The following is a 22,609-nucleotide window of genomic DNA, read 5'->3' as shown; positions in this document are numbered from 1 at the left end:
CTGGGTTGATAGGCCGGATCTGGAAGCACGGTAACGTGTGGAGGTGACCGGTACTAATAGGCCGAGGGCTTGTCCTCAGTTGCTCGCGTCCACTGTGTTAGTTCTGAGGCAACGACCGTTGCCGGTTTCTTGAGCAGAACACATAACTACAGAGTGTGCTTGTTCGCTCGAAACCATTAGGGTTTCGGTGGTCATAGCGTGAGGGAAACGCCCGGTTACATTTCGAACCCGGAAGCTAAGCCTTACAGCGCCGATGGTACTGCAGGGGGGACCCTGTGGGAGAGTAGGACACCGCCGAACAATCTTTGGGAAGGACCCCTGGTCACCAGCGTTCAGCTGGGACCAGGGGTCCTTTCGTTTTTACAATGCTTGTGGTACCGAAGACAGGAGTCACCCATGTCCACCAACTCTCCCGACGACCGACCGGAGCGCGACCAGCGGCGACGGGACAGTGGTGACCGCGGTGACCGCGGCGGTTACCGAGGTGACCGTGGTGATCGTGGCGGCTTCCGGCGGGACAACGACCGCCGTGACGACCGCAGGGATGACCGCCGGGACGGCGACCGTGGGCAGCGTCCCGGGTTCCGCCGCGACGACCGGCCGGGAGCACCGCGCCGTGACGACCGGGACCGGGACCGCGGCTTCCGCCGTGATGACAACCGTGGTGGGAGCAGCGGCGGTTACGGCCGGCGCGATGACCGTCGCGACGATCGCCGTGACGACCGCCGGGACGGCGACCGTGGGCAGCGTCCCGGGTTCCGCCGCGACGACCGGCCGGGAGCACCGCGCCGTGACGACCGGCCGGGCGCACCGCGCCGCGACGACCGGGACCGTGGTTTCCGTCGTGACGGGGACCGCCCGTCCTACCGGCGTGACGACCGACGGGACGACCGGCGGGATGACAGCCGTGGAGGGTTCCGTCGCGACGATCGCCGTGACGACCGCAGGGACGACCGCCGTGGCGACGACCGGGACCGTGGTTTCCGCCGGGACGACCGGGACCGGGACCGTGGTTTCCGCCGGGACGACGACCGGGACCGTGGGTTCCGGCGTGACGACCGTGGTGACCGTGGCGGTGACCGCGGTGGCTTCCGTCGCGACGACCGCAGGGACGACCGACGCGATGACCGCCGTGACGGCGACCGTGGCGGGTTCCGCCGTGACGACCGGGACCGTGGGTTCCGCCGTGACGACCGTGGTGACCGTGGCGGCGACCGCGATCGCGGCTTCCGCAGGGACGACCGTCGTGACGACCGTGGTGACCGTGGCGGTGACCGCGGTGGCTTCCGCCGCGACGACCGCAGGGACGACCGCCGCGACGACCGGCATGATGACCGTGGTGGGTTCCGCGGGCGGGACGACCGGGGTGGCCGTGGGCCTCGCCGGGACGATCGCGGCGGCCGCCCCGGAGGGTTCCGTGGGCGGGACGACCGCAGGGACGACCGGCGCGACGACCGCAGGGACGACCGACGGGGCGGTGGGCGCTTCCGTGACGAGCGGGACCGTGACCGCGAGCCGATCAAGCGGCTGCCGATCCCCGAGGACGTCACGGGCGACGAGATCGACAAGGACGTGCGGCAGGAGCTCCAGAGCCTGCCGAAGACGCTCGCCGAGGACGTGGCCCGCAACCTGGTGATGGTCGCGCGGCTCATCGACGAGGACCCCGAGGGCGCGTACGGCTACTCGCGGGTCGCGCTGCGGCTGGCGTCGCGCGTCGCGGCCGTACGGGAGGCGGCGGGCTTCGCGGCGTACGCCAACCAGAAGTACTCGGAGGCGCTGGCGGAGTTCCGTGCCGCGCGGCGGATGACCGGCACCGTGGAGCTGTGGCCGCTCATGGCCGACTGTGAGCGCGGGCTGGGCCGTCCGGAGAAGGCGCTGGACATGGCCGGTGCGCCCGAGGTGCACAAGCTCGACAAGGCCGGCCAGGTGGAGATGCGGCTGGTCGCGGCCGGCGCCCGGCGTGACATGGGGCAGCTGGACGCGGCGATCGTGACGCTGCAGAGCCCGGAGCTCGCGTCCAACTCCGTGCAGCCGTGGACGGCGCGACTGCGGTACGCGTACGCGGACGCGCTGCTCGCCGCCGGGCGGCAGGGCGAGGCGCGTGAGTGGTTCGCGAAGGCCGTGGAGGCCGACAAGGACGGCAGCACGGACGCGTCGGACCGGCTCGCGGAGCTGGACGGTGTCGAGTTCGTCGACGCCTTCGACGAGTCCGAGTCCGAGGACGAGGGTGAGGCCGACTCCGAGGACGAGGGTGAGGCCGACTCCGAGGACGAGGGTGAGGCCGGGGACGCGGCGGCGCCGACGGACGACGAGTGAGTGAGTGACGTGTGAGAAGGGGCGGGATCCCGACCGGGGTCCCGCCCCTTCGGCGTTCTCAGACGTCCAGAACGCGCAGCACCAGGCCCGAGGCCGGTTTCGGGCCGAACGACGTCGACTTGCGGGGCATCGTCACGCCCTGGCGGGCGAGGTCGCGGACGACGTCCTCGCGGACCGGGTGCATGAGCACCGCCGTGCCGCCGTCGCGTTCCGCCTTGCGCACGGTTGCGGCGGTGTCGTGGATGTAGGCGATACGGGCCGGGTCGTCCTCGGGGATGCGCCAGATGTGGGCGAGGAGCGTGGCGTGCAGGACGGTGGCGTCCAGGGTGCGCCAGGCCGCCGGGCGGTCGCCGGGGACCGTGCGGTCCAGCAGGGCGGTGTCCGGCCGGTCGACGAGGTGGAACGCGCCGTCCCCGGCGAGCAGGAAGGCGTTGCCCTCCTGGGCCGCGTCGGCCAGGTGCTCCAGGGCCCCGGCGAGGGGCGCGTCGAGGCGGCGTACGCGGAAGTGGCCGTCGAGGGCGGCCAGGGCGTCGGCCGGCGCGAGGTCGTGCAGGAGCCGGTGGATGGCCCGCACGCGCAGGGGGTAGCGGGCCGTGTCGACCAGGAGGACGAGGCCGTGGTCCCAGGGGCTGGGCGAGGGGTGCTCGTCCCGCAGCCGCAGATAGGTGGCCCAGCGGTGGTGGCCGTCGGCGATCAGGGCCTGCCGGCGGGCCAGGTCGGAGCGGACGTGGGCCAGGTCGGCGGGGTCGGTGAGGGCCCACAGGCGGTGGCGGTAGCCGTCCTCGGTGGTGGTGGTGAACAGGGGCGCCCGGGCGGCCGTGCGCTCGACGACCGCGGTGGTGTCGGTCTCCGTGCCGTCGCCGCGGTAGGTGAGGAGCAGGGGTTCGAGGTTCGCCGAGGTGGCGCGCATCAGGGCGGCGCGGTCGGCGACCACGTGCGGCATGACGTCCTCGTGCGGCAGGACGAGCCCCTCGGAGGGCTCCGACAGGCGCAGGGTGCCGATGACGCCGCGTTGGAGCATGCCGTCGTCGGAGCGCTGTTCGTACACGTAGAGGGCGGGTTCGGGGTCGGCCCTGAGGATGCCTTCGGACAGCCAGTGACGCAGCGTCTTCGCGGCCTGCTCGTTGCGGGCGGCGGGGCTGTCGGCCTGCGGCAGGATGAGGCGGACGATGTTGAACGGGTCCGCGTCCTGGAGGTGGTGCAGGCCGTCGGGCCGTACGACGACGTCGTACGGCGGTGATGTCACGGCCGCCAGACCGCCGACCCGGTCGGGGTCGTAGCGGAGGCCGCGGAACGGGGTGAGTTCCAGGCCGGGGTCCGCCGGTGGTTCCGGGTGACCTGCTGTGTTCATCCCGGCATCGTACGGGTGTCCGTGGCATGGGGGATGATCGGGGGAAAGCCGTCGAACGAGGAGCGATGCGGGATGAGCCAGAGCGTCAGGACGAGGCCCGAGAGCAGTGGCCGGGTGCTGAGCGAGGCGTACGACACGGCGCTGCTCGACCTCGACGGCGTGGTGTACGCCGGGGGTGACGCGATCGCGCACGCCGTGGACTCGCTCGCGGCGGCCAGGACCGGCGGGATGCACCTGGCGTACGTCACGAACAACGCGCTGCGCACCCCGGACACCGTGGCCGCGCATCTGACGGAGCTGGGCATACCGACCGGCGCGGACGACGTGATCAACTCCGCGCAGGCGGTCGCCCGGCTGATCAGTGAGCAGGTGCCGGAGGGCGCCCGGGTGCTGGTGATCGGAGGGGAGGGGCTGCGGGTGGCGCTGCGCGAGCGCGGTCTCGTGCCGGTCGACTCGGCCGACGACGACCCGGCGGCCGTGGCGCAGGGGTACGGCGGGCCCGAGCTGCCCTGGGGGCGGTTCGCGGAGGCGTGCTACGCGATCGCGCGGGGTGTGCCGTGGTTCGCGTCGAACACGGATCTGACGATTCCGAGCGCGCGCGGCATCGCTCCGGGCAACGGCGCGGCGGTGGAGGTCGTGCGGATCGCCACCGGTGCGGAGCCGCAGGTGGCGGGCAAGCCACTGCCCCCGATGCACCGGGAGACGGTGCTGCGGACCGGTGCCGAGCGCCCGCTGGTGGTCGGGGACCGGCTGGACACGGACATCGAGGGCGCGTTCAACGGGGAGGTGGACTCGCTGCTGGTGCTGACCGGTGTCACGGACGGCGCCCAGCTGCTCGCCGCGCCGCCGCAGCACCGGCCGACGTATGTGGACGCGGATCTGCGGGGGCTGCTCACCGGGCAGCCGGAGGTGACCGGGGAGGGCGACGGTTTCCGGTGCGGCGGCTGGACGGCCTCGGCGCGCGGCGAGCGGCTGGAACTCGACGGTGACGGCGCGGCCTTGGACGGGCTGCGCGCCCTGTGCGCCGCGGCCTGGACGTCGGCCGGGGACGGCGCGTGCACGCTGGACGCGGAGAAGGCGCTGGCGCGGCTGGGGCTGTGACGCCGACCGGGGGCGACGGTGGCAGGGTAGGCTAACCTAACCGGGTGTTGGTCGACAGTCCTCCTCAAGAGCGCACCCGGTCGGTGCCCGTGACACCGAGCCGACGGGCCGCGCGTGCCGTCGGGTTGCTGGTCTCCGCCCTGATCCTGGTGGGCGTCGCGCTGACGAGCATCGCCGTCGGCGCGAAACAGCTGTCGCTGGGCGAGGTCTGGCACGGCCTGTTCGCGAGCACGGGCACCTATGCCGACGTCGTCGTCGACGACCGGATCTCCCGCACGCTCCTCGGGCTGCTCGCGGGCGCCGCGCTCGGACTGGCGGGGGCCGTCCTGCAGGCCCTCACGCGCAACCCGCTGGCCGATCCGGGACTGCTCGGCATCAACGCGGGCGCGTCCGCCGCGGTCGTCACCGCCATCACCTTTCTCGGCGTCACCAGCCTGAGCGGGTATGTGTGGTTCGCGTTCGCCGGCGCGGCGGGGGTCGGGGCGCTGGTCTGGTTCCTCGGCGGCAGCCGGGGGGCCACCCCTGTGCGGCTCGCGCTCGCGGGGACGGCGATCAGCGCCGCCCTGTACGGCTATCTGCAGGCCGTGATGATCCTGGACAACGCGGCGCTGAACAAGATGCGCTTCTGGACGGTCGGTTCGCTGACCTCGGCGACCGACTCCACGATCCGGCAGGTCCTGCCGTTCCTCGTCGCCGGCATGGTCCTCGCGCTGTGCCTGGCCCGGCCGCTCAACGCGATGGAGATGGGCGACGACACCGCCCGGGCCCTCGGCGCCCGGCTGAACCGGACGCGGGTGCTGTCCATGCTCGCCGCCACCGTGCTGTGCGGTGCGGCCACCGCCGCCTGCGGGCCGATCGTGTTCGTCGGGCTGATGGTGCCGCACGTGGTGCGGTCCTTCACCGGCCCGGACCTGCGCTGGATCCTGCCGTACGCGGCCGTCCTGTCGCCCGTGCTGCTGCTCGGCGCCGACGTGATCGGCCGGGTCGTCGCGCGCCCGTCGGAGCTCCAGGTCGGCATCGTCACCGCGATCCTCGGCGGACCGGTCTTCATCTTTCTCGTACGACGGCGGAGGACGGCCCAGCTGTGAGCACCGCATCGAAGCAGGCACCGCGCGCCGAGGCGGACGCCCCGGCGCGGCCACGGCGCGCCTCGCGCGCCCTGCGGACCCCCGGCGGGCTCTCCGTCCGGCTGGACGTGCGGGCGCTGACCGTGGTCGTCGTCCTGCTGGCCGCCGCGCTGGGCGCCGGAGTCCTGCTGATCGGCACCGGAGAGTTCCCGATCAGCACGGGGGACGTGGTCAAGACGCTGCTCGGGGACGGCAATCCCGGGCAGGAACTCGTCGTCACCGACATGCGGCTGCCGCGGGTCCTGGTCGCCCTGCTGGTCGGCGCCTCGCTGGGGCTGGGCGGAGCGCTGTTCCAGGCGCTGTCCCGCAATCCGCTGGGCAGCCCGGACATCCTCGGGCTCAGCCAGGGCGCCACGGCCGGGGCGCTCGTGGTGATCGTGCTGGTCTCCGGGGACGCCCGCCAGGTCACCCTCGGAGCCCTCGCCGGCGGGCTCGCGACCGGCCTGGCCATCTATCTGCTCGCCTGGAAGCGGGGCGTGCACGGCTACCGGCTGGTCCTGGTCGGCATCGGCATGTCGGCGATCATGACGGCGGTCAACGGCTATCTGCTGACCAAGGCGGACATGGTCGACGCGGCCCGCGCCGTGGTCTGGATGACCGGGTCCCTCAGCGGCCGGGACTGGGCGCAGGTCTGGCCGCTGCTCGCGCTGTGCGCGGTGCTCGTCCCGCTCGTCCTGGGCAACGGGCGCGCACTGCGGATGATGGAGATGGGCGACGACGTCTCGTACGCCCTCGGGGTACGGGTGGAGCGGGTACGGCTGCTGCTGATGCTGGCCGCCGTGCTGCTCACCGCGGCCGCCACCGCCGCCGCCGGACCGGTCAGCTTCGTGGCGCTCACCGCGCCGCAGCTGGCCCGGCGCCTGACCCGCTCGCCCGGCCCGAACCTGCTGCCCTCGCTGTGCATGGGCGCCACCCTCCTGGTCACCGCCGACTGGACGTCCCAGCGGGTCTTCGGCGCGGACCAGCTGGCGGTGGGCGTGGTCACCGGCGTGCTCGGCGGCGTGTATCTGCTGTGGCTGCTGGTCACCGAGCGCAGGGCGGGCCGGATATGAGCGCCGGCAGCGGCCTCGCCAGCGAGGCGATCCACGGGCCGATCAACCGAAGGAGCACAGTGAACCGCCTGTCCGCCGACAACGTCACCCTCGCCTACGACCAGCGGGTCATCGCCGAGCAGCTGTCGGTGGAGATACCTGACCACTCCTTCACCGTGATCGTCGGCCCCAACGCGTGCGGCAAGTCCACGCTGCTGCGCGCCCTGTCGCGGATGCTCAAGCCGGCCGAGGGGCGGGTGCTGCTGGACGGCAAGGCGATCCAGTCGATGCCGCCGAAGAAGGTCGCGCGCACTCTGGGCCTGCTCCCGCAGTCGTCGATCGCGCCCGACGGCATCACGGTCGCCGACCTCGTGGGCCGCGGCCGGTACCCGCACCAGGGCATCCTGCGCCAGTGGTCGGCGGAGGACGAGCGGGTCGTACGGGAGTCCATGGAGCAGACCGGGGTGGCCGAGCTCGCGGACCGGTACGTCGACGAGCTGTCCGGCGGTCAGCGCCAGCGCGTGTGGATCGCCATGGCGCTGGCCCAGCAGACCCCGCTGCTGCTGCTCGACGAGCCGACGACGTATCTGGACATCCAGCACCAGATCGACGTGCTGGACCTGTGCGCGGAGCTGCACGAGGAGCAGGGGCGCACCCTCGTCGCCGTGCTCCACGACCTCAACCACGCTGCCCGGTACGCCACCCACCTCATCGCCCTGCGGGACGGGCGGGTCGTCGCCGAGGGCGCTCCGGGGGACGTCGTCACGGCCGCTCTGGTCGAGGAGGTCTTCGGGCTGCGCTGTCAGGTCATCGACGACCCGGAGACGGGTACGCCGCTGGTGGTCCCGGCGGCCCGCAAGGCCCGTGTGAAGGCGGCCGTCACAGAGGCATCCTGAGTGCCGTCACGGAAGCTTCCTGAGCAGCGTCACAGAAGCACCGTCACAGAAGCTTCCTGAGCAGCAGCAGATCGCGCACGCCCGCGTGCAGCTTGACCCGGCCCGTACCCCAGGCCCTGGCGAAGTGCAGCTCGCCGGCGACCAGGGCGACCAGGTCGTCGCCGGTCATGCTCAGGCGGATCTGCGCCTTGTCGCGGGGCGGGCCCTGAAGGGTGTGGTCGACGTGGATCCGGCCGCCGCTCATCCGGCCGGTGAACGTCACGTCCAGGTCGGTGATGTGGCAGCTCACCGAGCGGTCCAGGGCGACGGCGGCGCGGACGTCCCCCTCGGTGCGCTGCATGGACTCCGAGAGCTTCTCGAGTGCTGCGCGGCACTCCTCGATCGTGGCCATCGGGATCGACGGTACCCCAGCCGTTCGCGGTAGCGTCTGGGCATGAGCGACTCTCTGCCCGAGGCCCCGACACCGGTCGACGAGACGGTCGTGGAATCCGCGGACACCGCGCACGCCGTGGAGCCGGGCGGCCCGGACGGACCCGAGCACGACCCGGCCGCTCCCGCCCCGCTGGCCGTCCCGCGCACCCCCACCGGCAACGCCGACGTGGACGCCTGGCTGGAACGGCTGGGTGACGCCGACCACCTCGCGACCGACGGGCACCTCGAGGTGTACGAGGATGTACACCGAGGGCTGCGCGACGCGCTCACCGCGCTCGACGCCCGCCCGGGACCCCCGGCGCCCTCTCCGCCGTATGGAAACAGGAGCTGAACCGAACGTGGCAGGAGTCGCACGCCGCCGTCTGGACGCGGAGCTGGTCCGCCGCAAGCTGGCGCGCTCGCGCGAGCACGCCAGCCAGCTGATCGCGGCCGGGCGGGTCACCGTCGGCAAGACCGTGGCGACGAAGCCCGCCACCCAGGTCGAGACGGCGGCCGCCATCGTGGTGCTGGCCGACGACGGCGACCCCGACTACGTCTCCCGGGGCGGGCACAAGCTGGCCGGCGCGCTGGCGGCGTTCGCGCCGCGAGGGCTCGTCGTGGAGGGCCGGCGGGCCCTGGACGCCGGCGCGTCCACCGGCGGTTTCACGGATGTGCTGCTGCGGGCGGGCGCCGCGCACGTCGTCGCCGTGGACGTCGGATACGGACAACTGGCCTGGACTCTGCAGAGCGATGAACGCGTCACCGTCAAGGACCGTACGAACGTACGCGAGTTGACGCTCGACGCGATCGATGGGGAGCCAGTGGATCTTGTCGTCGGAGATCTGTCCTTCATCCCGCTCGGCCTGGTGCTGCCCGCCCTGGTGCGGTGTGTGAAGCCGGACGCCGATCTGGTGATGATGGTCAAGCCGCAGTTCGAGGTGGGGAAGGAACGGCTGGGCAGTGGGGGAGTCGTACGGAGTCCGCAGCTGCGGGCGGAGGCCGTGCGGACGGTGGCCGACAAGGCGTGGGAGCTCGGACTCGGGGTGAACGGGGTCACCGCCAGTCCGTTGCCGGGGCCGTCCGGGAACGTCGAGTACTTTCTGTGGCTGCGTGCCGGGGCGCCCGCTCCGGACCAGGCCGACATCGACCGTGCAGTGGCGGAGGGGCCGCGTTGACACCGAACCGAGCTCGTACTGTTTTCCTGCTCGCCCACACCGGGCGGCCCGCGGCCATCCGCAGCGCCGAACTCGTGGTCGGCGGCCTGCTGCGCTCGGGGATCGGCGTACGGGTGCTGGAGGCGGAGGCCGAGGACCTGCCGCTGCCGGACGAGGTGCAACTCGTCAAGGAGGCGACCCCGCAGTGCCTCGACGGCTGCGAACTGCTCATCGTCCTCGGCGGTGACGGGACGCTGCTGCGCGGCGCCGAGTTCGCGCGGGCGTCCGGCGTGCCGATGCTGGGCGTCAACCTGGGGCGGGTCGGCTTCCTCGCGGAGGCCGAGCGCGACGACCTGGACAAGGTCGTAGACCGGGTCGTGACCAAGGCGTACGAGGTCGAGGAGCGGATGACCGTCGACGTCGTCGTGCACCAGAACGGCGACATCGTGCACACCGACTGGGCCCTGAACGAGGCGGCCGTGCAGAAGGTGTCCGCCGAGAAGCTGCTCGAGGTCGTGCTGGAGATCGACGGACGGCCGGTCACCGGGTTCGGCTGCGACGGCATCGTGCTGTCGACGCCGACCGGGTCGACGGCGTACGCCTTCTCGGCCGGCGGGCCCGTGGTGTGGCCGGAGGTCGAGGCGCTGCTGATGGTGCCGATCAGCGCGCACGCCCTGTTCGCGAAACCGCTGGTGACCTCGCCGGACTCGGTGCTCGCCGTGGAGGTGCTGCCGCACATCCCGCCGGGGGTCCTGTGGTGCGACGGGCGCCGGACCGTGGAGCTGCCGCCGGGTGCGCGCGTCGAGGTGCGGCGCGGCGCGGTGCCGGTGCGGCTGGCCCGGCTGCACCACGCGTCCTTCACGGACCGGCTGGTGGCGAAGTTCGCGCTGCCCGTCTCCGGGTGGCGTGGGGCACCGCACTAGGGGGTGTCTTGCCTCCTAGAGCTGGGCAAACGCCACTCGCCCGGGTGACAAGGTGGGGTCCGTACCCTTTCGTCACCTGGACCTTCACAGGACTGGGACCGGGGCCCGTCGCATCCCCGGCCCCGGACCTCGTAAGGTCGTGTCCGTGTTGGAGGAGATGCGGATACGGTCGCTCGGAGTCATCGACGACGCGGTGGTCGAGCTTTCGCCCGGATTCACCGCCGTCACGGGTGAGACGGGCGCGGGCAAGACCATGGTCGTCACGAGCCTCGGGCTGCTGCTCGGCGGGCGCGCGGACGCGGCGCTGGTGCGGATCGGGGCCGAGAAGGCGGTCGTGGAGGGACGGATCACCGTTCCCCCGGACGCGTCGGCCGCCGTGCGGGCCGAGGAGGCGGGCGCCGAGCTCGACGACGGCGCGCTGCTCATCAGCCGTACCGTTTCCGCGGAAGGGCGCTCCCGCGCGCACCTCGGCGGGCGCAGCGTCCCCGTGGGGATGCTGGCCGAGCTCGCCGACGAACTGGTGGCCGTGCACGGGCAGACCGACCAGCAGGGTCTGCTGAAGCTGACCCGGCAGCGGCAGGCGCTCGACCGGTACGCGGGGGACGCCGTCGCCGTGCCGCTCGCCAAGTACGGCGAGGCGTACCGGCGGCTGCGGGCGGTCTCCACGGAGCTGGAGGAGATCGTCACGCGCGCGCGTGAGCGCGCCCAGGAGGCCGACCTGCTGCGGTTCGGGCTCGACGAGATCGCCGCGGTCGAGCCGCGGGCCGGTGAGGACGCCGAGCTCGCCGAGGAGGCCGAGCGGCTCGGGCACGCCGAGGCGCTGTCGTCGGCCGCCACGGCCGCGCACGCCGCCCTCGCGGGCAATCCGGAGGACCCCGAGGGCATCGACGCGGCGACGCTCGTCGCGGGCGCCCAGCGGGCCCTGGACGCCGTCCGGTCGCACGACCCGGCGCTGTCCGCGCTGGCCGACCGGATCGGGGAGATCGGCATCCTGCTCGGCGACGTCGCCGGGGAGCTGGCCGGATACGCCGACGACCTGGACGCCGACCCGCTGCGGCTGGCGGCCGTCGAGGAACGGCGGGCCGCGCTGACCGGTCTGACCCGCAAGTACGGCGAGGACGTCGCCGCCGTGCTCGCCTGGGCCGAGGAGAGCGGCCGCCGGCTCACCGAGCTGGACGGCGACGACGAGCGCATCGACGAGCTGACCGCCGAGCGGGACGCGCTCCGCACCGAGCTGGGCGGGCTCGCCCAGGACCTGACGGACGCGCGCACCGAGGCCGCGGAGCGGTTCGCGGCGGCCGTGACCGCAGAGCTGGCCTCGCTCGCGATGCCGCACGCGCGCGTGTCGTTCGCGATCCGGCAGACCGAGGACCCGGAGGGCGTGGAGGTCGGCGGACGCACCGTCGCCTACGGCCCGTCCGGCGCGGACGAGGTCGAGCTGCTGCTCGCCCCGCACCCCGGGGCGCCGGCCCGCCCGATCGCCAAGGGTGCCTCCGGCGGTGAGCTCTCGCGCGTGATGCTCGCCGTCGAGGTGGTCTTCGCCGGGACCGACCCGGTGCCGACCTACCTGTTCGACGAAGTCGACGCGGGCGTCGGCGGCAAGGCGGCCGTGGAGATCGGGCGCAGGCTCGCCCGGCTGGCGAAGTCCGCCCAGGTGGTCGTCGTGACGCATCTGCCGCAGGTCGCCGCGTTCGCCGACCGGCAGCTGCTCGTCGAGAAGACGAACGACGGGTCCGTCACCCGGTCAGGCGTGAAGGTCCTGGAGGGCGAGGAGCGCATCAAGGAGCTGTCCCGGATGCTCGCCGGCCAGGAGGACTCCGAGACGGCCCGGGCACACGCCGAGGAACTCCTGGAGACGGCCCGCGCGGACGCGTAGGGATTCCGGCGGGGGCGTTGTCAGTGGTGCGGCCTAGGCTGGCCGCATGATCGAACGCGCTCGCCGGGTCACCTCCTTCGCCCTCTCCGCGGCCCTCACCCGGGCCGCCGGGAGCGCGTTGCGCGCCAAGTCCCCGGGCGGGCCGGACCGGTGGGAGCGGAAGAACTACGCGGGCCGGACCGTGACGCTGCACGCCGGGCCGGCCTGCGCGTTCGCCGCCGCGCTCGGCACCGCGCGCGTGTCGCCCGCCGCCGGGTTCGCGGTGGCCGTCGCCGGGGCCTGTGGCGCGTACGACGACGTCGCGGGGGCCGGTGACCCCAGGCGGGGCTTCCGGGCGCATCTGTCCGCCCTGCGGGACGGCGAAGTCACGAGCGGTCTGGTCAAGTTGGCCGGGATATCGGCGGCCGGGCTGGTCGCGGGCGCCTTCCTGAAGGAGCGGCCCCTGGACCGGCTGCTCGCGGGCGTGGTCATCGCCGGAGCCGCCCACGCCGTGAACCTGGTCGACGTACGGCCGGGTCGGGCCGCCCTGGGGGTGCTGGCGCTCGGCGCGCCGGGGCTGCTGCGCGCCGGGCCGGGGGCCGGGATGGCCGCCGCTGCCATGGGGGCCGCCGCGGCCGTGCTTCCCGAGGACCTGGGGGAGCGGGCGATGATCGGCGACACCGGTGCCCACGCGCTGGGCGCGGCCCTCGGCGCCGCCGCCGTCGCGGGCAACAGCCGGGCCGGACTGGCCGTCCACGCCGCCGCGGTGGTCGCGGCGGCCGTCTACGGCGACACGGTGAGTGCCATCGCGCGGGGCGCGGGCCCGGTCTGAGAGGGCGTCGGCACGAGCAGCCGGCGGTCCGAGGCGGCGTCGGCATCGGGCAGGCGCGTGGTCTGAGGCGGCGTCGGCATCGGGTCGGCGCGCGGTCTGAGGCGGCGTCGGCACCGGGTCGGCGCGCGGCGGGGTGTGGGGGCGCGATCCCCGACGAGGCTCGATCCGGCGTACGGGATCACGCCGGGTGTCGAAAAGTGCGCCACGCGCGCGTGTTCGTGGACCGTGCGCCACGCGCCTCACTCATGCAGGTGACTCACCGCACCGCGTTGCCCGGCCGCCGTCCTCCCGCCGGTCCCGGAACGCCCCCGCGTCCTGGCATCCTTGGCGTAAACATGTCGTACGCGTAGGGATCCAGGCGGTACACCCCCTCCGCCCGATCCTTCTGTACGTTCTTCGTGACTGCCCGACCCGAAGCAGGAGACTTGGCCACGTGACCCCCGTGAGCAGCCACTCACCGCACGGCCAGTCGTCGCTGCGCACCGTGCAGGTACTGGGCGGCGGCAACGCCGGCAGTAGCGCGCATGTGCGATCGCTGTCCTCGGGGCTGGTCGCGCGGGGCGTGCGGGTCACCGTATGCGCCCCCGTGGAGGCCGATCACCTCTACGACTTCAAGGGCGCAGGCGCCGAACACGTCCAGGTGCCCCGCAGCAGCGACCCCGCCGCGGTGGCCGCCCTGCGGGCCGCCTGCGCCGACGCCGACCTGGTGCACGCGCACGGACTGCACGCCTCCTTCCGCAGCGTCCTCGCGCTGAGTGGCCGGCGCACACCGCTCGTCGTCACCTGGCACGACCGGGCCCACGCAGAGGGCGCCCGCGCCCATCTCGTCCGGCTGCTGGAGCGGCGGGTCGTCAGGAACGCCTCCGTGGTGCTCGGCACCACCTCCGCCCTGGTCGAGCGGGCCCGCCGCACCGGCGCACGGGACGCCCGGCTCGCCGCGGTCGCCCTGCCCCGGCCGCGCCGGGCCGCCGAACGCGACGACCCCGACCGGCTCACCGCCAAGGCCCGAGCCGAACTCGGCGCCACCGGACGCCCGTTGCTGATCGCGGTCGGCGCCCTCGAACGGCACCGCGGGTACGACGTGCTGCTGGACGCCGCGCGCGCCTGGCGGGCCCTCGATCCCGCGCCGCTGGTCGTGATCGCGGGGGAGGGGCCGCTGCGGGCCGCGCTCCAGCAGCGGATCGAGGAGGAGGCCCTGCCCGTACGCCTCATCGGGCGCCGCGACGACGTGACCGACCTGCTCGCCGCCGCCGACATCGCCCTGCTGCCCAGCCGCTGGGAGGCGCGGTCCCTCCTCGCCCAGGAGGCGCTGCACGCGCGCGTGCCGCTCGTCGCCACCGAGGCCGGCGGTGTGCCCGAACTCGTCGGCGACGCCGCCGAACTCGTCCCGTACGGCGACGCGCACGCCCTCGCCGCCGCCGTGGTGCGGCTGCTCGGCGATCCCGGCCGCCGGGAGCTGCTCAGGGAGCGCGGGGTGCGGCAGGCGGCGACCTGGCCGACCGAGGACGAGACCGTGGCCCAGGTGCTCAGCGTCTACGACGAGTTGACGCAGCCCCGGCCCATGATCTGAACCCGCCCGGCACTACGGCACATACCGCCGGGCGCGCAGCGCGAGGCTCAACGCCAGGACCGTGTGCGGGTCGTCGAGGTCGGTGCCGAGCAACTCGCCGATGCGCGCGAGGCGGTTGTAGAGGGTCTGCCGGTTCAGATGCAGTTCCCGGGCCGTCTCCGCCTTGCGGCCCGCGTGCGCCAAGTAGGTCTCCAGCGTGGGCAGCAGGGGCGGCCGGGACCGTTCGTCGTGCGCGCGCAGCGGCCCGATCGCCCGGTCCACGAACGCCGCCAGGCCGGGATGGTCGCGCAGCCGCCACAGCAGCAGGTCGATGTCCAGCCGCCGGGCGTCGTACCAGGGCACGTCCGGCAGCCCCTGCGCGGCCGTCGCCGTCTCCGCCGCGTGCCGCAGGGACGCCGAGGCCGCCGCCCAGCCGCCCGCCTCCCCGACGACCACCACCGGCGCCGGCGCGCCCGGCCGCCGCATCCCGGCCCGCTCCGCGCCCGCCCGCAGCGCCGCCGCGACCCGGTCCGCCACCGCAGGCCGCTCCGACTCCGCGCGCAGCCCCAGCAGCAGCGGCACCCGGCCCTCCACCGGCCGCACCCCCAGCAGCACCGGCACCCCCACCGAGGCCAGCTCCTCGCCGACCGCTCGGGCCAGCACCGCCCAGCCGCCCCCGCTCTCCGCGCCGGCGCGGGACGCACCCCCGGGCGCCGCCAGCCCGTCGCCGAGCCGCATCACGACCGGCAGCAGCGGACCGGAACCCGGCTTGAAGCCCAGGACACGGGCCTGCGCCGGGGCGTCCTCCGGGGTGACCCGGCCCTCCGCGAGATCGGTCAGGAAGTCGCCGCGCCCCCGGGCGGCCAGCTCCTCCTCCTGCCGCGCCTGCATCAGCACCACGGCGAGGATGCCCGCCGCGCGCTCCGCCGCGATCCGGTGCACCGGCGCGAGCGGCCCGCGCACCGGCAGCAGGACCAGCCGGGCGCGCACCGCCCCGGTGCCCGCGCCGCCGCCGGGCACCTCCACCAGTACCGACCCGGCCGGCGGCGGCACCTCCTTGTGCTGGCCGCGCAGGCCCTCCCACACCTGCAACGGGTCCGTGCCCTCGGGCCCGGCCCCCGCCGCGTACAGCAGCCGGCCGTCCGGCGTCTCCAGGAAGACCGGGTTGCCGGCGAAGTCCGCCAGGATGGCGAGCACCTGCGGCACCCCGCCCCCGCCGAGCAGCGCCTCCGTGCACCGGCGGTGCACCTCCTCCGCCCGCTGCAGCAGCGCGTAGTGCCCGTTGACGATCTCGGTGTGGATCTCCTCGGTCACCGTGACGAACGGCACCTCGCGATGGAGCTGGACCAGCGGCAGCCCCGCCGCGCGCGCCGTGTCGACCAGCGCGGCGGGCAGCCGGGTGAAGCGGGCGCCCAACTCCACCACCAGGGCCGCGATCCCCCGGTCGGCCAGGGTGCGCACGAACGCCCGCTGGTCGGCGGGCCGGGTCCCGAGGCCGTACCCCGTGGTCAGCAGCAGTTCTCCGCCCTTGAGCAGCGAGGCGATGTTGGGCACCTCGCCCGCGTGGACCCAGCGCACCGTGCGCCCCAGCCGGTCGCCGCCCGCGAGGACCTCGGGCAGCCCGCCGCGCAGTGCGGGCAGCTCCAGGGCCCGGCGCACGGTGATCCCGGCGCTGTGGGTGTCGAACGCGCTGTCCCTACGGCTGTCCATAGCCGGACGCTACCCGCGGGCGCGCCCCGGCGGCACATCCGTACCCTGCGGCGACGCCTCCGACCGTCAGGCCGGGGCGATGTTGTGGTTGAAGCGGAACACGTTGTCCGGGTCGTAGCGGCGTTTGAGGCCGGCGAGCCGCTGGAAGTTCTCGGCGCCCAGACCGGCCTTCACCCGGTCCGTGCCCTCGTCCCCGATGAAATTGAGGTACACGTCGCCCGTGCTGTACGGGCGCGCGCCGGCGCACACGTCCCGCACCCACTGCCTGCACCGCTCGTCGTCCGCCGGGTCCTCCCAGATCGCGAAGGGGTGGACGGCCCACGGCGCGTCCCGGTAGGGCACCGGATACTCGTGCGGACCGGCCGCGATCGCCCCGCCCTGCGGGAACAGCACCTGGATGGTGGCGCTCGGCGGCAGCGCCTCGCCGCCCGCGCAGAACACGTCCAGGTACTCGTCGGGCGCGCCCGTCAGATACTCGGCGGACCAGTAGTTCCGCATCCCCGGAGGGTCGTCGAGCATGCACTGGACGTCGGCGTACGGCATGGCGCCGACGATCTCCTGCTCGTGCGGCAGCGCCAGCAGGGGCTCGGCCAGCTTGCGCATGTCCTCCTCGGGCCCGGCGTACGTGAGCAGCGCCGCGCACAGCAGCGAGCCGACCAGGTGCGGAGGTACGAAGTCCTCGGGCGGGCCGGTGAGGTAGATCACCCCTCCGCTCGCCTCGTCCGGGGCGGCGGCGATCAGCTCGCGGTAGGTGCGGGTCACCTCGCGGCCGAACTCCGGCAGGTACAGCAGCAGGGCCATGGAGAACTCGGGCAGGGCGTGGAGCTTCAGGGTGAACGCGGTCGCGACGCCGAAGTTGCCGCCCCCGCCGTGCAGACCCCAGAACAGCTCCGGGTTCTCGTCGGCGCTCGCGTGGACCCGCTCGCCGTCCGCGGTGACGAGTTCCACACCGAGCAGATTGTCGACGGCCAGTCCGAAGCAGCGGTCCAGCCAGCCGGTGCCGCCGCCGAGGAGGAAACCGCCGACGCCGGTCGTCGAGACCCGGCCGCCGGTGGTGGCCAGGCCGTGCGGCTGGCACGCCCGGTCCAGGTCGGTCATCGTGGCGCCGCCCGCGATCCGCACCGCCTCGGCCGCGGGGTCGACGGAGACCGCGCGCATGTGCCGCAGATCGATGACGAGCCCGTTGTCGTTGACGGCCGAGCCGGCGACGCTGTGCCCGCCGCCGCGCACCGCGATGTTCAGGTCGAGGTCCCTGCCGAACCGCACGGCCCGCACGACGTCGTCCTCGTTCACGCACTGCGCGATGACGGCGGGCCGCTTGTCGATCATGGCGTTGAAGACGGTGCGGGCCTCGTCGTAGCCCGCGTCCGAAGGGGCGAACACGTCGCCGACCAGTTCCTCGCGCAGCGCGGCGAGCGCCGCGCCCGCCTTCGATGGGGAGGCCATGAGGCGCCCCCTTCCCTACAGGGGCTGATGGCTCCCAGCTTAGGCAGGCTCCGGCCGTCCTTCCTGTTCAGCCGCCGTACGCCCCCGACGCCGTCAGGCGCAGCGCGGTGTCGATCAGCGGGACGTGGCTGAAGGCCTGCGGGAAGTTGCCGACCTGGCGCTGGCGGACCGGGTCCCACTCCTCGGCCAGCAGACCGAGGTCGTTGCGCAGCGACAGCAGCTTCTCGAACAGCTTGCGGGCCTCGTCGACGCGGCCGATCATCGCGAGGTCGTCCGCCATCCAGAACGAGCAGGCGAGGAAGGCCCCCTCGTCGCCCGGCAGGCCGTCGACGCCCTCGTCCTCGCCCTCCGTGGGGTAGCGCAGGATGAAGCCGTCCGTCGTGGACAGTTCGCGCTGGATGGCCTCGACGGTGCCGATGACCCGCTTGTCGTCCGGCGGCAGGAAGCCCACCTGCGGGATCAGCAGCAGGGCGGCGTCCAGCTCCCGCGAGCCGTACGACTGCGTGAACGTGTTGCGCTCCTTGTCGTAGCCCTTCTCGCACACGTCCCGGTGGATCTCGTCGCGCAGTTCCTTCCAGCGCTCCAGCGGGCCGTCCGCGTCGCCGGACTCGATGAGCTTGATCGTCCGGTCCACGGCGACCCAGGCCATCACCTTTGAGTGCACGAAGTGGCGGCGCGGGCCGCGCACCTCCCAGATGCCCTCGTCCGGCTCGTCCCAGTGGTCCTCCAGGTAGCGGATCAGCTTCAGCTGGAGCAGGGAGGCGTAGTCGTTGCGGGCGAGGCCCGTCATGTGGGCCAGGTGCAGCGCCTCGGTGACCTCGCCGTACACGTCGAGCTGGAGCTGGTGGGCGGCGCCGTTTCCGACTCGTACCGGGGCGGAGTTCTCGTAGCCCGGCAGCCAGTCCAGCTCGGCCTCGCCGAGCTCGCGCTCACCGGCGATGCCGTACATGATCTGCAGGTTCTCGGGGTCGCCGGCGACCGCCCGCAGCAGCCACTCGCGCCAGGCACGGGCCTCCTCGCGGTAGCCGGTGCGCAGCAGCGACGACAGGGTGATGGCCGCGTCGCGCAGCCACGTGTAGCGGTAGTCCCAGTTGCGGACGCCGCCGATGTCCTCGGGCAGGGAGGTCGTCGGGGCGGCGACGATGCCGCCCGTCGGGGCGTACGTGAGGGCCTTGAGGGTGATCAGCGAGCGGATGACCGCCTCGCGGTAGGGCCCGTGGTACGTGCAGTGCTCGACCCACTCGCGCCAGAAGTCCTCCGTGGCCTCCAGCGACTGCTCCGGCTCGGGCAGGGCCGGCGGCTCCTTGTGCGAGGGCTCCCAGGAGATCGTGAAGGCGATCCGCTCGCCCGGCGAGACCGTGAAGTCCGAGTAGGTCGTCAGCGACTCGCCGTAGGTGTCGGCGTCCGTGTCGAACCACACGGAGTCCGGCCCGGCGACGGCGACCGTACGCCCCTCGTGCTTGTGCACCCACGGCACCACCCGGCCGTACGAGAAGCGCATCCGCAGCACCGAGCGCATCGGCACCCGGCCGGAGACGCCCTCCACGATCCGGATGAGCTGGGGCGCCCCGTCACGCGGGGGCATGAAGTCGATCACCCGGACCGTGCCGCGCGGGGTGTCCCACTCGGACTCCAGGATCAGGGAGTCGCCACGGTAGCCGCGCCTGGTCGCCGTCGGCGGCTCGGAGTCGGAGGCGTGCGCCGGTCCGAGCCGCCAGAAGCCGTGCTCCTCGGTGCCCAGCAGGCCGGCGAAGATGGCGTGCGAGTCGAAGCGGGGCAGGCACAGCCAGTCGACCGTGCCGTCCCGGCAGACCAGCGCGGCGGTCTGCATGTCTCCGATGAGTGCGTAGTCTTCGATGCGCCCGGCCACGTGCAACTCCAGTCGAACGGCCACGTCACCCCCTCTTTCGTGCGACAAGGGGGCTCTCGCTAGTGCGGTCAAGGGGTGGTTGTAAATCGGCGTTGAGCGGTGAAGCAAAGCAGTCGCCGCGGCCGTGAGGCAAAACGGTGGTCACTGCTCGACGATCTCTGCTCAACGAACTGACGAGCTCGCGTTGTTCCGGTGCGTACGGGCGAGGGGTGGTGCCGTGTTGCCGGCCGGGCTCGGCAGCGAATGTCCGAGCAGGATACGACGCACGTAGATGATCTGCGTGCCCCTCCGGGCAACCCGGGTCGGCCGAACGGGTGAGCAGTGGGTGACCGGACCGTGAGGGCCCGGTGAAGTGTGCGGATGTGTGCCTGGGTGTGCGCGGAGCGTGGCCGGAAGCCATCGGTCCCGGTCGCTGATACCCTGGTAGCCCGTGGACCGGTGGGCGTGAAGACCCCCGAACCGCACTTCAAGATCGCGACCACGGGAGCCCCCTCTTGGCCATGCCGCCCGCTGCTTTCCGAACCAACGCAGCCACGACGACCAAGCACATCTTCGTCACCGGGGGTGTCGCCTCCTCGCTCGGCAAGGGCCTGACGGCCTCCAGCCTCGGCATGCTCCTGAAGGCGCGTGGTCTCCGCGTCGTCATGCAGAAGCTCGACCCGTACCTCAATGTCGACCCTGGCACGATGAACCCCTTCCAGCACGGTGAGGTGTTCGTCACCAACGACGGCGCCGAGACCGACCTGGACATCGGCCACTACGAGCGCTTCCTCGACCGTGACCTGGACGGATCGGCCAACGTCACCACCGGCCAGGTCTACTCCACGGTGATCGCCAAGGAGCGGCGCGGCGAGTACCTGGGCGACACCGTGCAGGTCATCCCGCACATCACCAACGAGATCAAGCACCGCATCCGCCGCATGGCGACGGACGAGGTCGACGTCGTCATCACGGAGGTCGGCGGCACGGTCGGCGACATCGAGTCGCTGCCGTTCCTGGAGACCGTCCGCCAGGTCCGCCACGAGGTCGGCCGTGACAACGTCTTCGTCGTCCACATCTCGCTCCTGCCGTACATCGGCCCCTCCGGGGAGCTGAAGACGAAGCCGACGCAGCACTCGGTTGCGGCCCTGCGCAACATCGGTATCCAGCCAGACGCGATCGTGCTGCGCTGCGACCGTGAGGTCCCCACCGCGATCAAGCGGAAGATCTCCCTGATGTGCGACGTCGACGAGGCGGCCGTGGTGGCCTGCCCCGACGCGCGGTCCATCTACGACATCCCGAAGACCGTGCACGGCGAGGGACTGGACGCCTATGTCGTCCGCAAGCTCGACCTGCCGTTCCGCGACGTGGACTGGACGACCTGGGACGATCTGCTCGACCGCGTCCACAACCCCGACCACGAGATCACCCTCGCGCTGGTCGGCAAGTACATCGACCTGCCCGACGCCTACCTCTCGGTCACCGAGGCGCTGCGCGCGGGCGGCTTCGCCAACAAGGCCCGCGTGAAGATCAAGTGGGTCACCTCGGACGACTGCAAGACGCCCGCCGGCGCCGCCGCCCAGCTCGGTGACGTGGACGGCATCTGCATCCCCGGCGGCTTCGGCGAGCGCGGGGTGAACGGCAAGGTCGGCGCGATCAAGTACGCCCGCGAGCACAAGATCCCGCTGCTGGGCCTGTGCCTGGGCCTGCAGTGCATCGTGGTCGAGGCCGCCCGCAACCTGGCCGACATCTCCGACGCCAACTCCACCGAGTTCGACCCGGCCACCTCCCACCCGGTCATCTCCACGATGGCCGAGCAGATGGACATCGTCGCCGGTGAGGGCGACATGGGCGGCACGATGCGGCTCGGCATGTACCCGGCCAAGCTGGCCGAGGGCTCCATCGTGCGCGAGGTGTACGACGGCAAGGAGTACGTCGAGGAGCGGCACCGTCACCGCTACGAGGTGAACAACGCCTACCGCGCGGAGCTGGAGAAGAAGGCGGGCATCCTGTTCTCCGGCACCTCGCCCGACGGCAAGCTCGTCGAGTACGTGGAGTACCCGCGCGAGACCCACCCCTACCTGGTGGCCACGCAGGCCCACCCGGAGCTGCGGTCGCGCCCGACGCGCCCGCACCCGCTGTTCGCCGGGCTCGTGAAGGCCGCGGTCGAGCGCAAGATTTCGAAGTAACACGAGAGTTGTACGGTGGCCGGGGCGCAAACCTTCAACGGTGGGCGCCCCGGTTTTCCTTTGCGCACGTGGAAGGGCAGGGCATGACGATCAAGGACACCCCCGAGGAGTGGGAGGTCCGGGCGACCGGGACCCCCTTCGTGGGCAACAAGACCTCCGTCCGCACGGACGACGTGGTCATGCCGGACGGCTCGGTGGTGCGACGCGACTACCAGGTCCACCCCGGCTCGGTCGCCGTGCTCGCCCTGGACGACGAGGACCGCGTCCTGCTCATCAAGCAGTACCGCCACCCGGTCCGCCACAAGCTGTGGGAGATCCCGGCCGGTCTGCTCGACGTCCCCGGCGAGAACCCGCTGCACGCCGCCCAGCGCGAGCTGTACGAGGAGGCCCACGTCAAGGCCGAGGACTGGCGGGTCCTGACCGACGTCTACACCACCCCCGGCGGCTGCGACGAGGCCGTGCGCATCTTCCTCGCCCGGCAGCTGTCCGAGGCCGAGGGCGAGCGGTTCGTGGTGGAGGACGAGGAGGCCGACATGGAGCACGCGCGCGTGCCGGTCGACGACCTGGTCCGGCACGTCCTCGCCGGTGACGTGCACAACAACTGCCTGGTCGTGGGTGTGCTCTCGCTGGCCGCCGCGCGCGGCGGCGACGGGCTGGACGCCCTGCGCCCGGCGGAGGCCCCCTGGCCCGCGCGGCCCTTCGCCTCCTGATCGGAGCACACCACCAGCGGTGTGAAGATCGGCTGATCCGATCGGGCGATGTCCCCGCCGTGCCCGCCGCACTCCGCCCGGAACGTACCAGAGCGTCAACTAGGCTCTGAGCACGCCCGAACCGGAGTCCCGGCGGGCTCGCGCGTGCGTGGGACGGGA

General features: G+C 73.0%; 19 protein-coding genes and 2 rRNA genes. 15 read left to right on the top strand and 6 right to left on the bottom strand.

Annotation, left to right across the window (positions count from 1 at the left end):
* Positions 1–77: ribosomal RNA gene (locus ADL34_RS17955) — 23S ribosomal RNA — on the top strand; the annotation flags it as partial.
* A gap of 106 nt (positions 78–183) precedes the next feature.
* A 5S ribosomal RNA gene (gene rrf, locus ADL34_RS17950) occupies positions 184–300 on the top strand.
* Between the two features lie 90 nt (positions 301–390).
* Here rrf and ADL34_RS36400 read toward each other — a convergent pair.
* Complete coding sequence (locus ADL34_RS36400) at positions 391–1,329, bottom strand: hypothetical protein (protein WP_199835589.1); 939 nt, start codon at positions 1,327–1,329, stop codon at positions 391–393.
* A 198-nt stretch (positions 1,330–1,527) separates the two neighbouring features.
* On the opposite strand from ADL34_RS36400, the gene ADL34_RS36395 reads away from it, so the two are divergent.
* The gene (locus ADL34_RS36395; RefSeq protein ID WP_062670903.1) at positions 1,528–2,316 is read left to right on the top strand and encodes a tetratricopeptide repeat protein; all 789 of its coding nucleotides are present in this window, start codon (positions 1,528–1,530) and stop codon (positions 2,314–2,316) included.
* A 58-nt stretch (positions 2,317–2,374) separates the two neighbouring features.
* Here the strand turns inward: ADL34_RS36395 and ADL34_RS17940 are convergent, their stop codons facing one another.
* Entirely contained in the window at positions 2,375–3,667 is a 1,293-nt protein-coding gene (locus tag ADL34_RS17940; RefSeq protein WP_062670631.1) for a DUF1015 family protein, read from the bottom strand.
* A 72-nt stretch (positions 3,668–3,739) separates the two neighbouring features.
* Here ADL34_RS17940 and ADL34_RS17935 point away from each other — a divergent pair, with 72 nt between their 5' ends.
* The 4 genes from ADL34_RS17935 (at position 3,740) to ADL34_RS17920 (ending at position 7,822) form a co-directional block, all read left to right on the top strand.
* Entirely contained in the window at positions 3,740–4,768 is a 1,029-nt protein-coding gene (locus ADL34_RS17935) for an HAD hydrolase-like protein (RefSeq protein ID WP_062670633.1), read from the top strand.
* 44 nt (positions 4,769–4,812) lie between these two features.
* Positions 4,813–5,856 carry a FecCD family ABC transporter permease gene (locus ADL34_RS17930; protein WP_062670635.1) on the top strand — a complete coding sequence of 348 codons (1,044 nt, stop codon included), beginning with the start codon at positions 4,813–4,815 and terminating at the stop codon, positions 5,854–5,856.
* A gap of 71 nt (positions 5,857–5,927) precedes the next feature.
* Positions 5,928–6,947 (top strand): FecCD family ABC transporter permease, encoded by a 1,020-nt coding sequence (locus tag ADL34_RS17925; RefSeq protein WP_062670904.1) that lies wholly within the window; start codon positions 5,928–5,930, stop codon positions 6,945–6,947.
* Entirely contained in the window at positions 6,944–7,822 is an 879-nt protein-coding gene (locus tag ADL34_RS17920; RefSeq protein ID WP_079034319.1) for an ABC transporter ATP-binding protein, read from the top strand. The genes ADL34_RS17925 and ADL34_RS17920 overlap by 4 nt, the downstream gene beginning before the upstream one ends.
* 43 nt (positions 7,823–7,865) lie before the next feature.
* Here ADL34_RS17920 and ADL34_RS17915 read toward each other — a convergent pair whose 3' ends face one another.
* Positions 7,866–8,213, bottom strand: a complete 348-nt coding sequence (locus tag ADL34_RS17915) for a sterol-binding protein (RefSeq protein WP_062670638.1) — start codon at positions 8,211–8,213, stop codon at positions 7,866–7,868.
* A gap of 42 nt (positions 8,214–8,255) precedes the next feature.
* Between ADL34_RS17915 and ADL34_RS17910 the strand changes: the two genes are divergently transcribed.
* The 6 genes from ADL34_RS17910 (at position 8,256) to ADL34_RS17885 (ending at position 14,567) form a co-directional block, all read left to right on the top strand.
* Complete coding sequence (locus tag ADL34_RS17910; RefSeq protein WP_062670640.1) at positions 8,256–8,585, top strand: hypothetical protein; 330 nt, start codon at positions 8,256–8,258, stop codon at positions 8,583–8,585.
* 7 nt (positions 8,586–8,592) lie between these two features.
* A complete protein-coding gene (locus tag ADL34_RS17905; RefSeq protein ID WP_062670642.1) occupies positions 8,593–9,408 on the top strand; it encodes a TlyA family RNA methyltransferase in 816 nt (271 codons plus the stop codon).
* Entirely contained in the window at positions 9,405–10,310 is a 906-nt protein-coding gene (locus tag ADL34_RS17900) for an NAD kinase (RefSeq protein WP_055622736.1), read from the top strand. The genes ADL34_RS17905 and ADL34_RS17900 overlap by 4 nt, the downstream gene beginning before the upstream one ends.
* A 157-nt stretch (positions 10,311–10,467) precedes the next feature.
* Complete coding sequence (recN, locus tag ADL34_RS17895; protein ID WP_062670644.1) at positions 10,468–12,186, top strand: DNA repair protein RecN; 1,719 nt, start codon at positions 10,468–10,470, stop codon at positions 12,184–12,186.
* Positions 12,187–12,232: 46 nt separating this feature from the next.
* Complete coding sequence (locus ADL34_RS17890) at positions 12,233–12,997, top strand: hypothetical protein (protein WP_062670646.1); 765 nt, start codon at positions 12,233–12,235, stop codon at positions 12,995–12,997.
* A 433-nt stretch (positions 12,998–13,430) separates the two neighbouring features.
* Positions 13,431–14,567, top strand: coding sequence for a glycosyltransferase family 4 protein (locus ADL34_RS17885; RefSeq protein ID WP_062670649.1), 1,137 nt, complete (start codon positions 13,431–13,433; stop codon positions 14,565–14,567).
* A 12-nt stretch (positions 14,568–14,579) separates the two neighbouring features.
* On the opposite strand, the gene ADL34_RS17880 is transcribed toward ADL34_RS17885, so the two are convergent.
* The 3 genes from ADL34_RS17880 to ADL34_RS17870 all read right to left on the bottom strand — a co-directional run bounded on the left by ADL34_RS17880 (position 14,580) and on the right by ADL34_RS17870 (position 19,572).
* The gene (locus tag ADL34_RS17880; RefSeq protein WP_062670651.1) at positions 14,580–16,256 is read right to left on the bottom strand and encodes a PucR family transcriptional regulator; all 1,677 of its coding nucleotides are present in this window, start codon (positions 16,254–16,256) and stop codon (positions 14,580–14,582) included.
* Positions 16,257–16,322: 66 nt separating this feature from the next.
* Positions 16,323–17,702 carry an FAD-binding oxidoreductase gene (locus ADL34_RS17875; protein WP_062670652.1) on the bottom strand — a complete coding sequence of 460 codons (1,380 nt, stop codon included), beginning with the start codon at positions 17,700–17,702 and terminating at the stop codon, positions 16,323–16,325.
* A 67-nt stretch (positions 17,703–17,769) separates the two neighbouring features.
* Positions 17,770–19,572, bottom strand: coding sequence for a glycoside hydrolase family 15 protein (locus ADL34_RS17870; RefSeq protein ID WP_062670654.1), 1,803 nt, complete (start codon positions 19,570–19,572; stop codon positions 17,770–17,772).
* Between the two features lie 500 nt (positions 19,573–20,072).
* Between ADL34_RS17870 and ADL34_RS17865 the strand changes: the two genes are divergently transcribed.
* On the top strand, positions 20,073–21,740 hold the full coding sequence (locus ADL34_RS17865; RefSeq protein WP_062670656.1) for a CTP synthase: 1,668 nt from the start codon (positions 20,073–20,075) through the stop codon (positions 21,738–21,740).
* A gap of 83 nt (positions 21,741–21,823) precedes the next feature.
* A complete protein-coding gene (locus ADL34_RS17860; RefSeq protein ID WP_062670658.1) occupies positions 21,824–22,450 on the top strand; it encodes an NUDIX domain-containing protein in 627 nt (208 codons plus the stop codon).
* Positions 22,451–22,609 lie beyond the last annotated feature (159 nt).

Source organism: Streptomyces sp. NRRL WC-3605 (genome assembly GCF_001509795.1).
GTDB classification, from domain to species: domain Bacteria; phylum Actinomycetota; class Actinomycetes; order Streptomycetales; family Streptomycetaceae; genus Streptomyces; species Streptomyces viridochromogenes.
The sequence above is the reverse complement of the archived record's forward strand: the minus strand, read 5'-3'. Positions and strand labels throughout refer to the sequence as shown.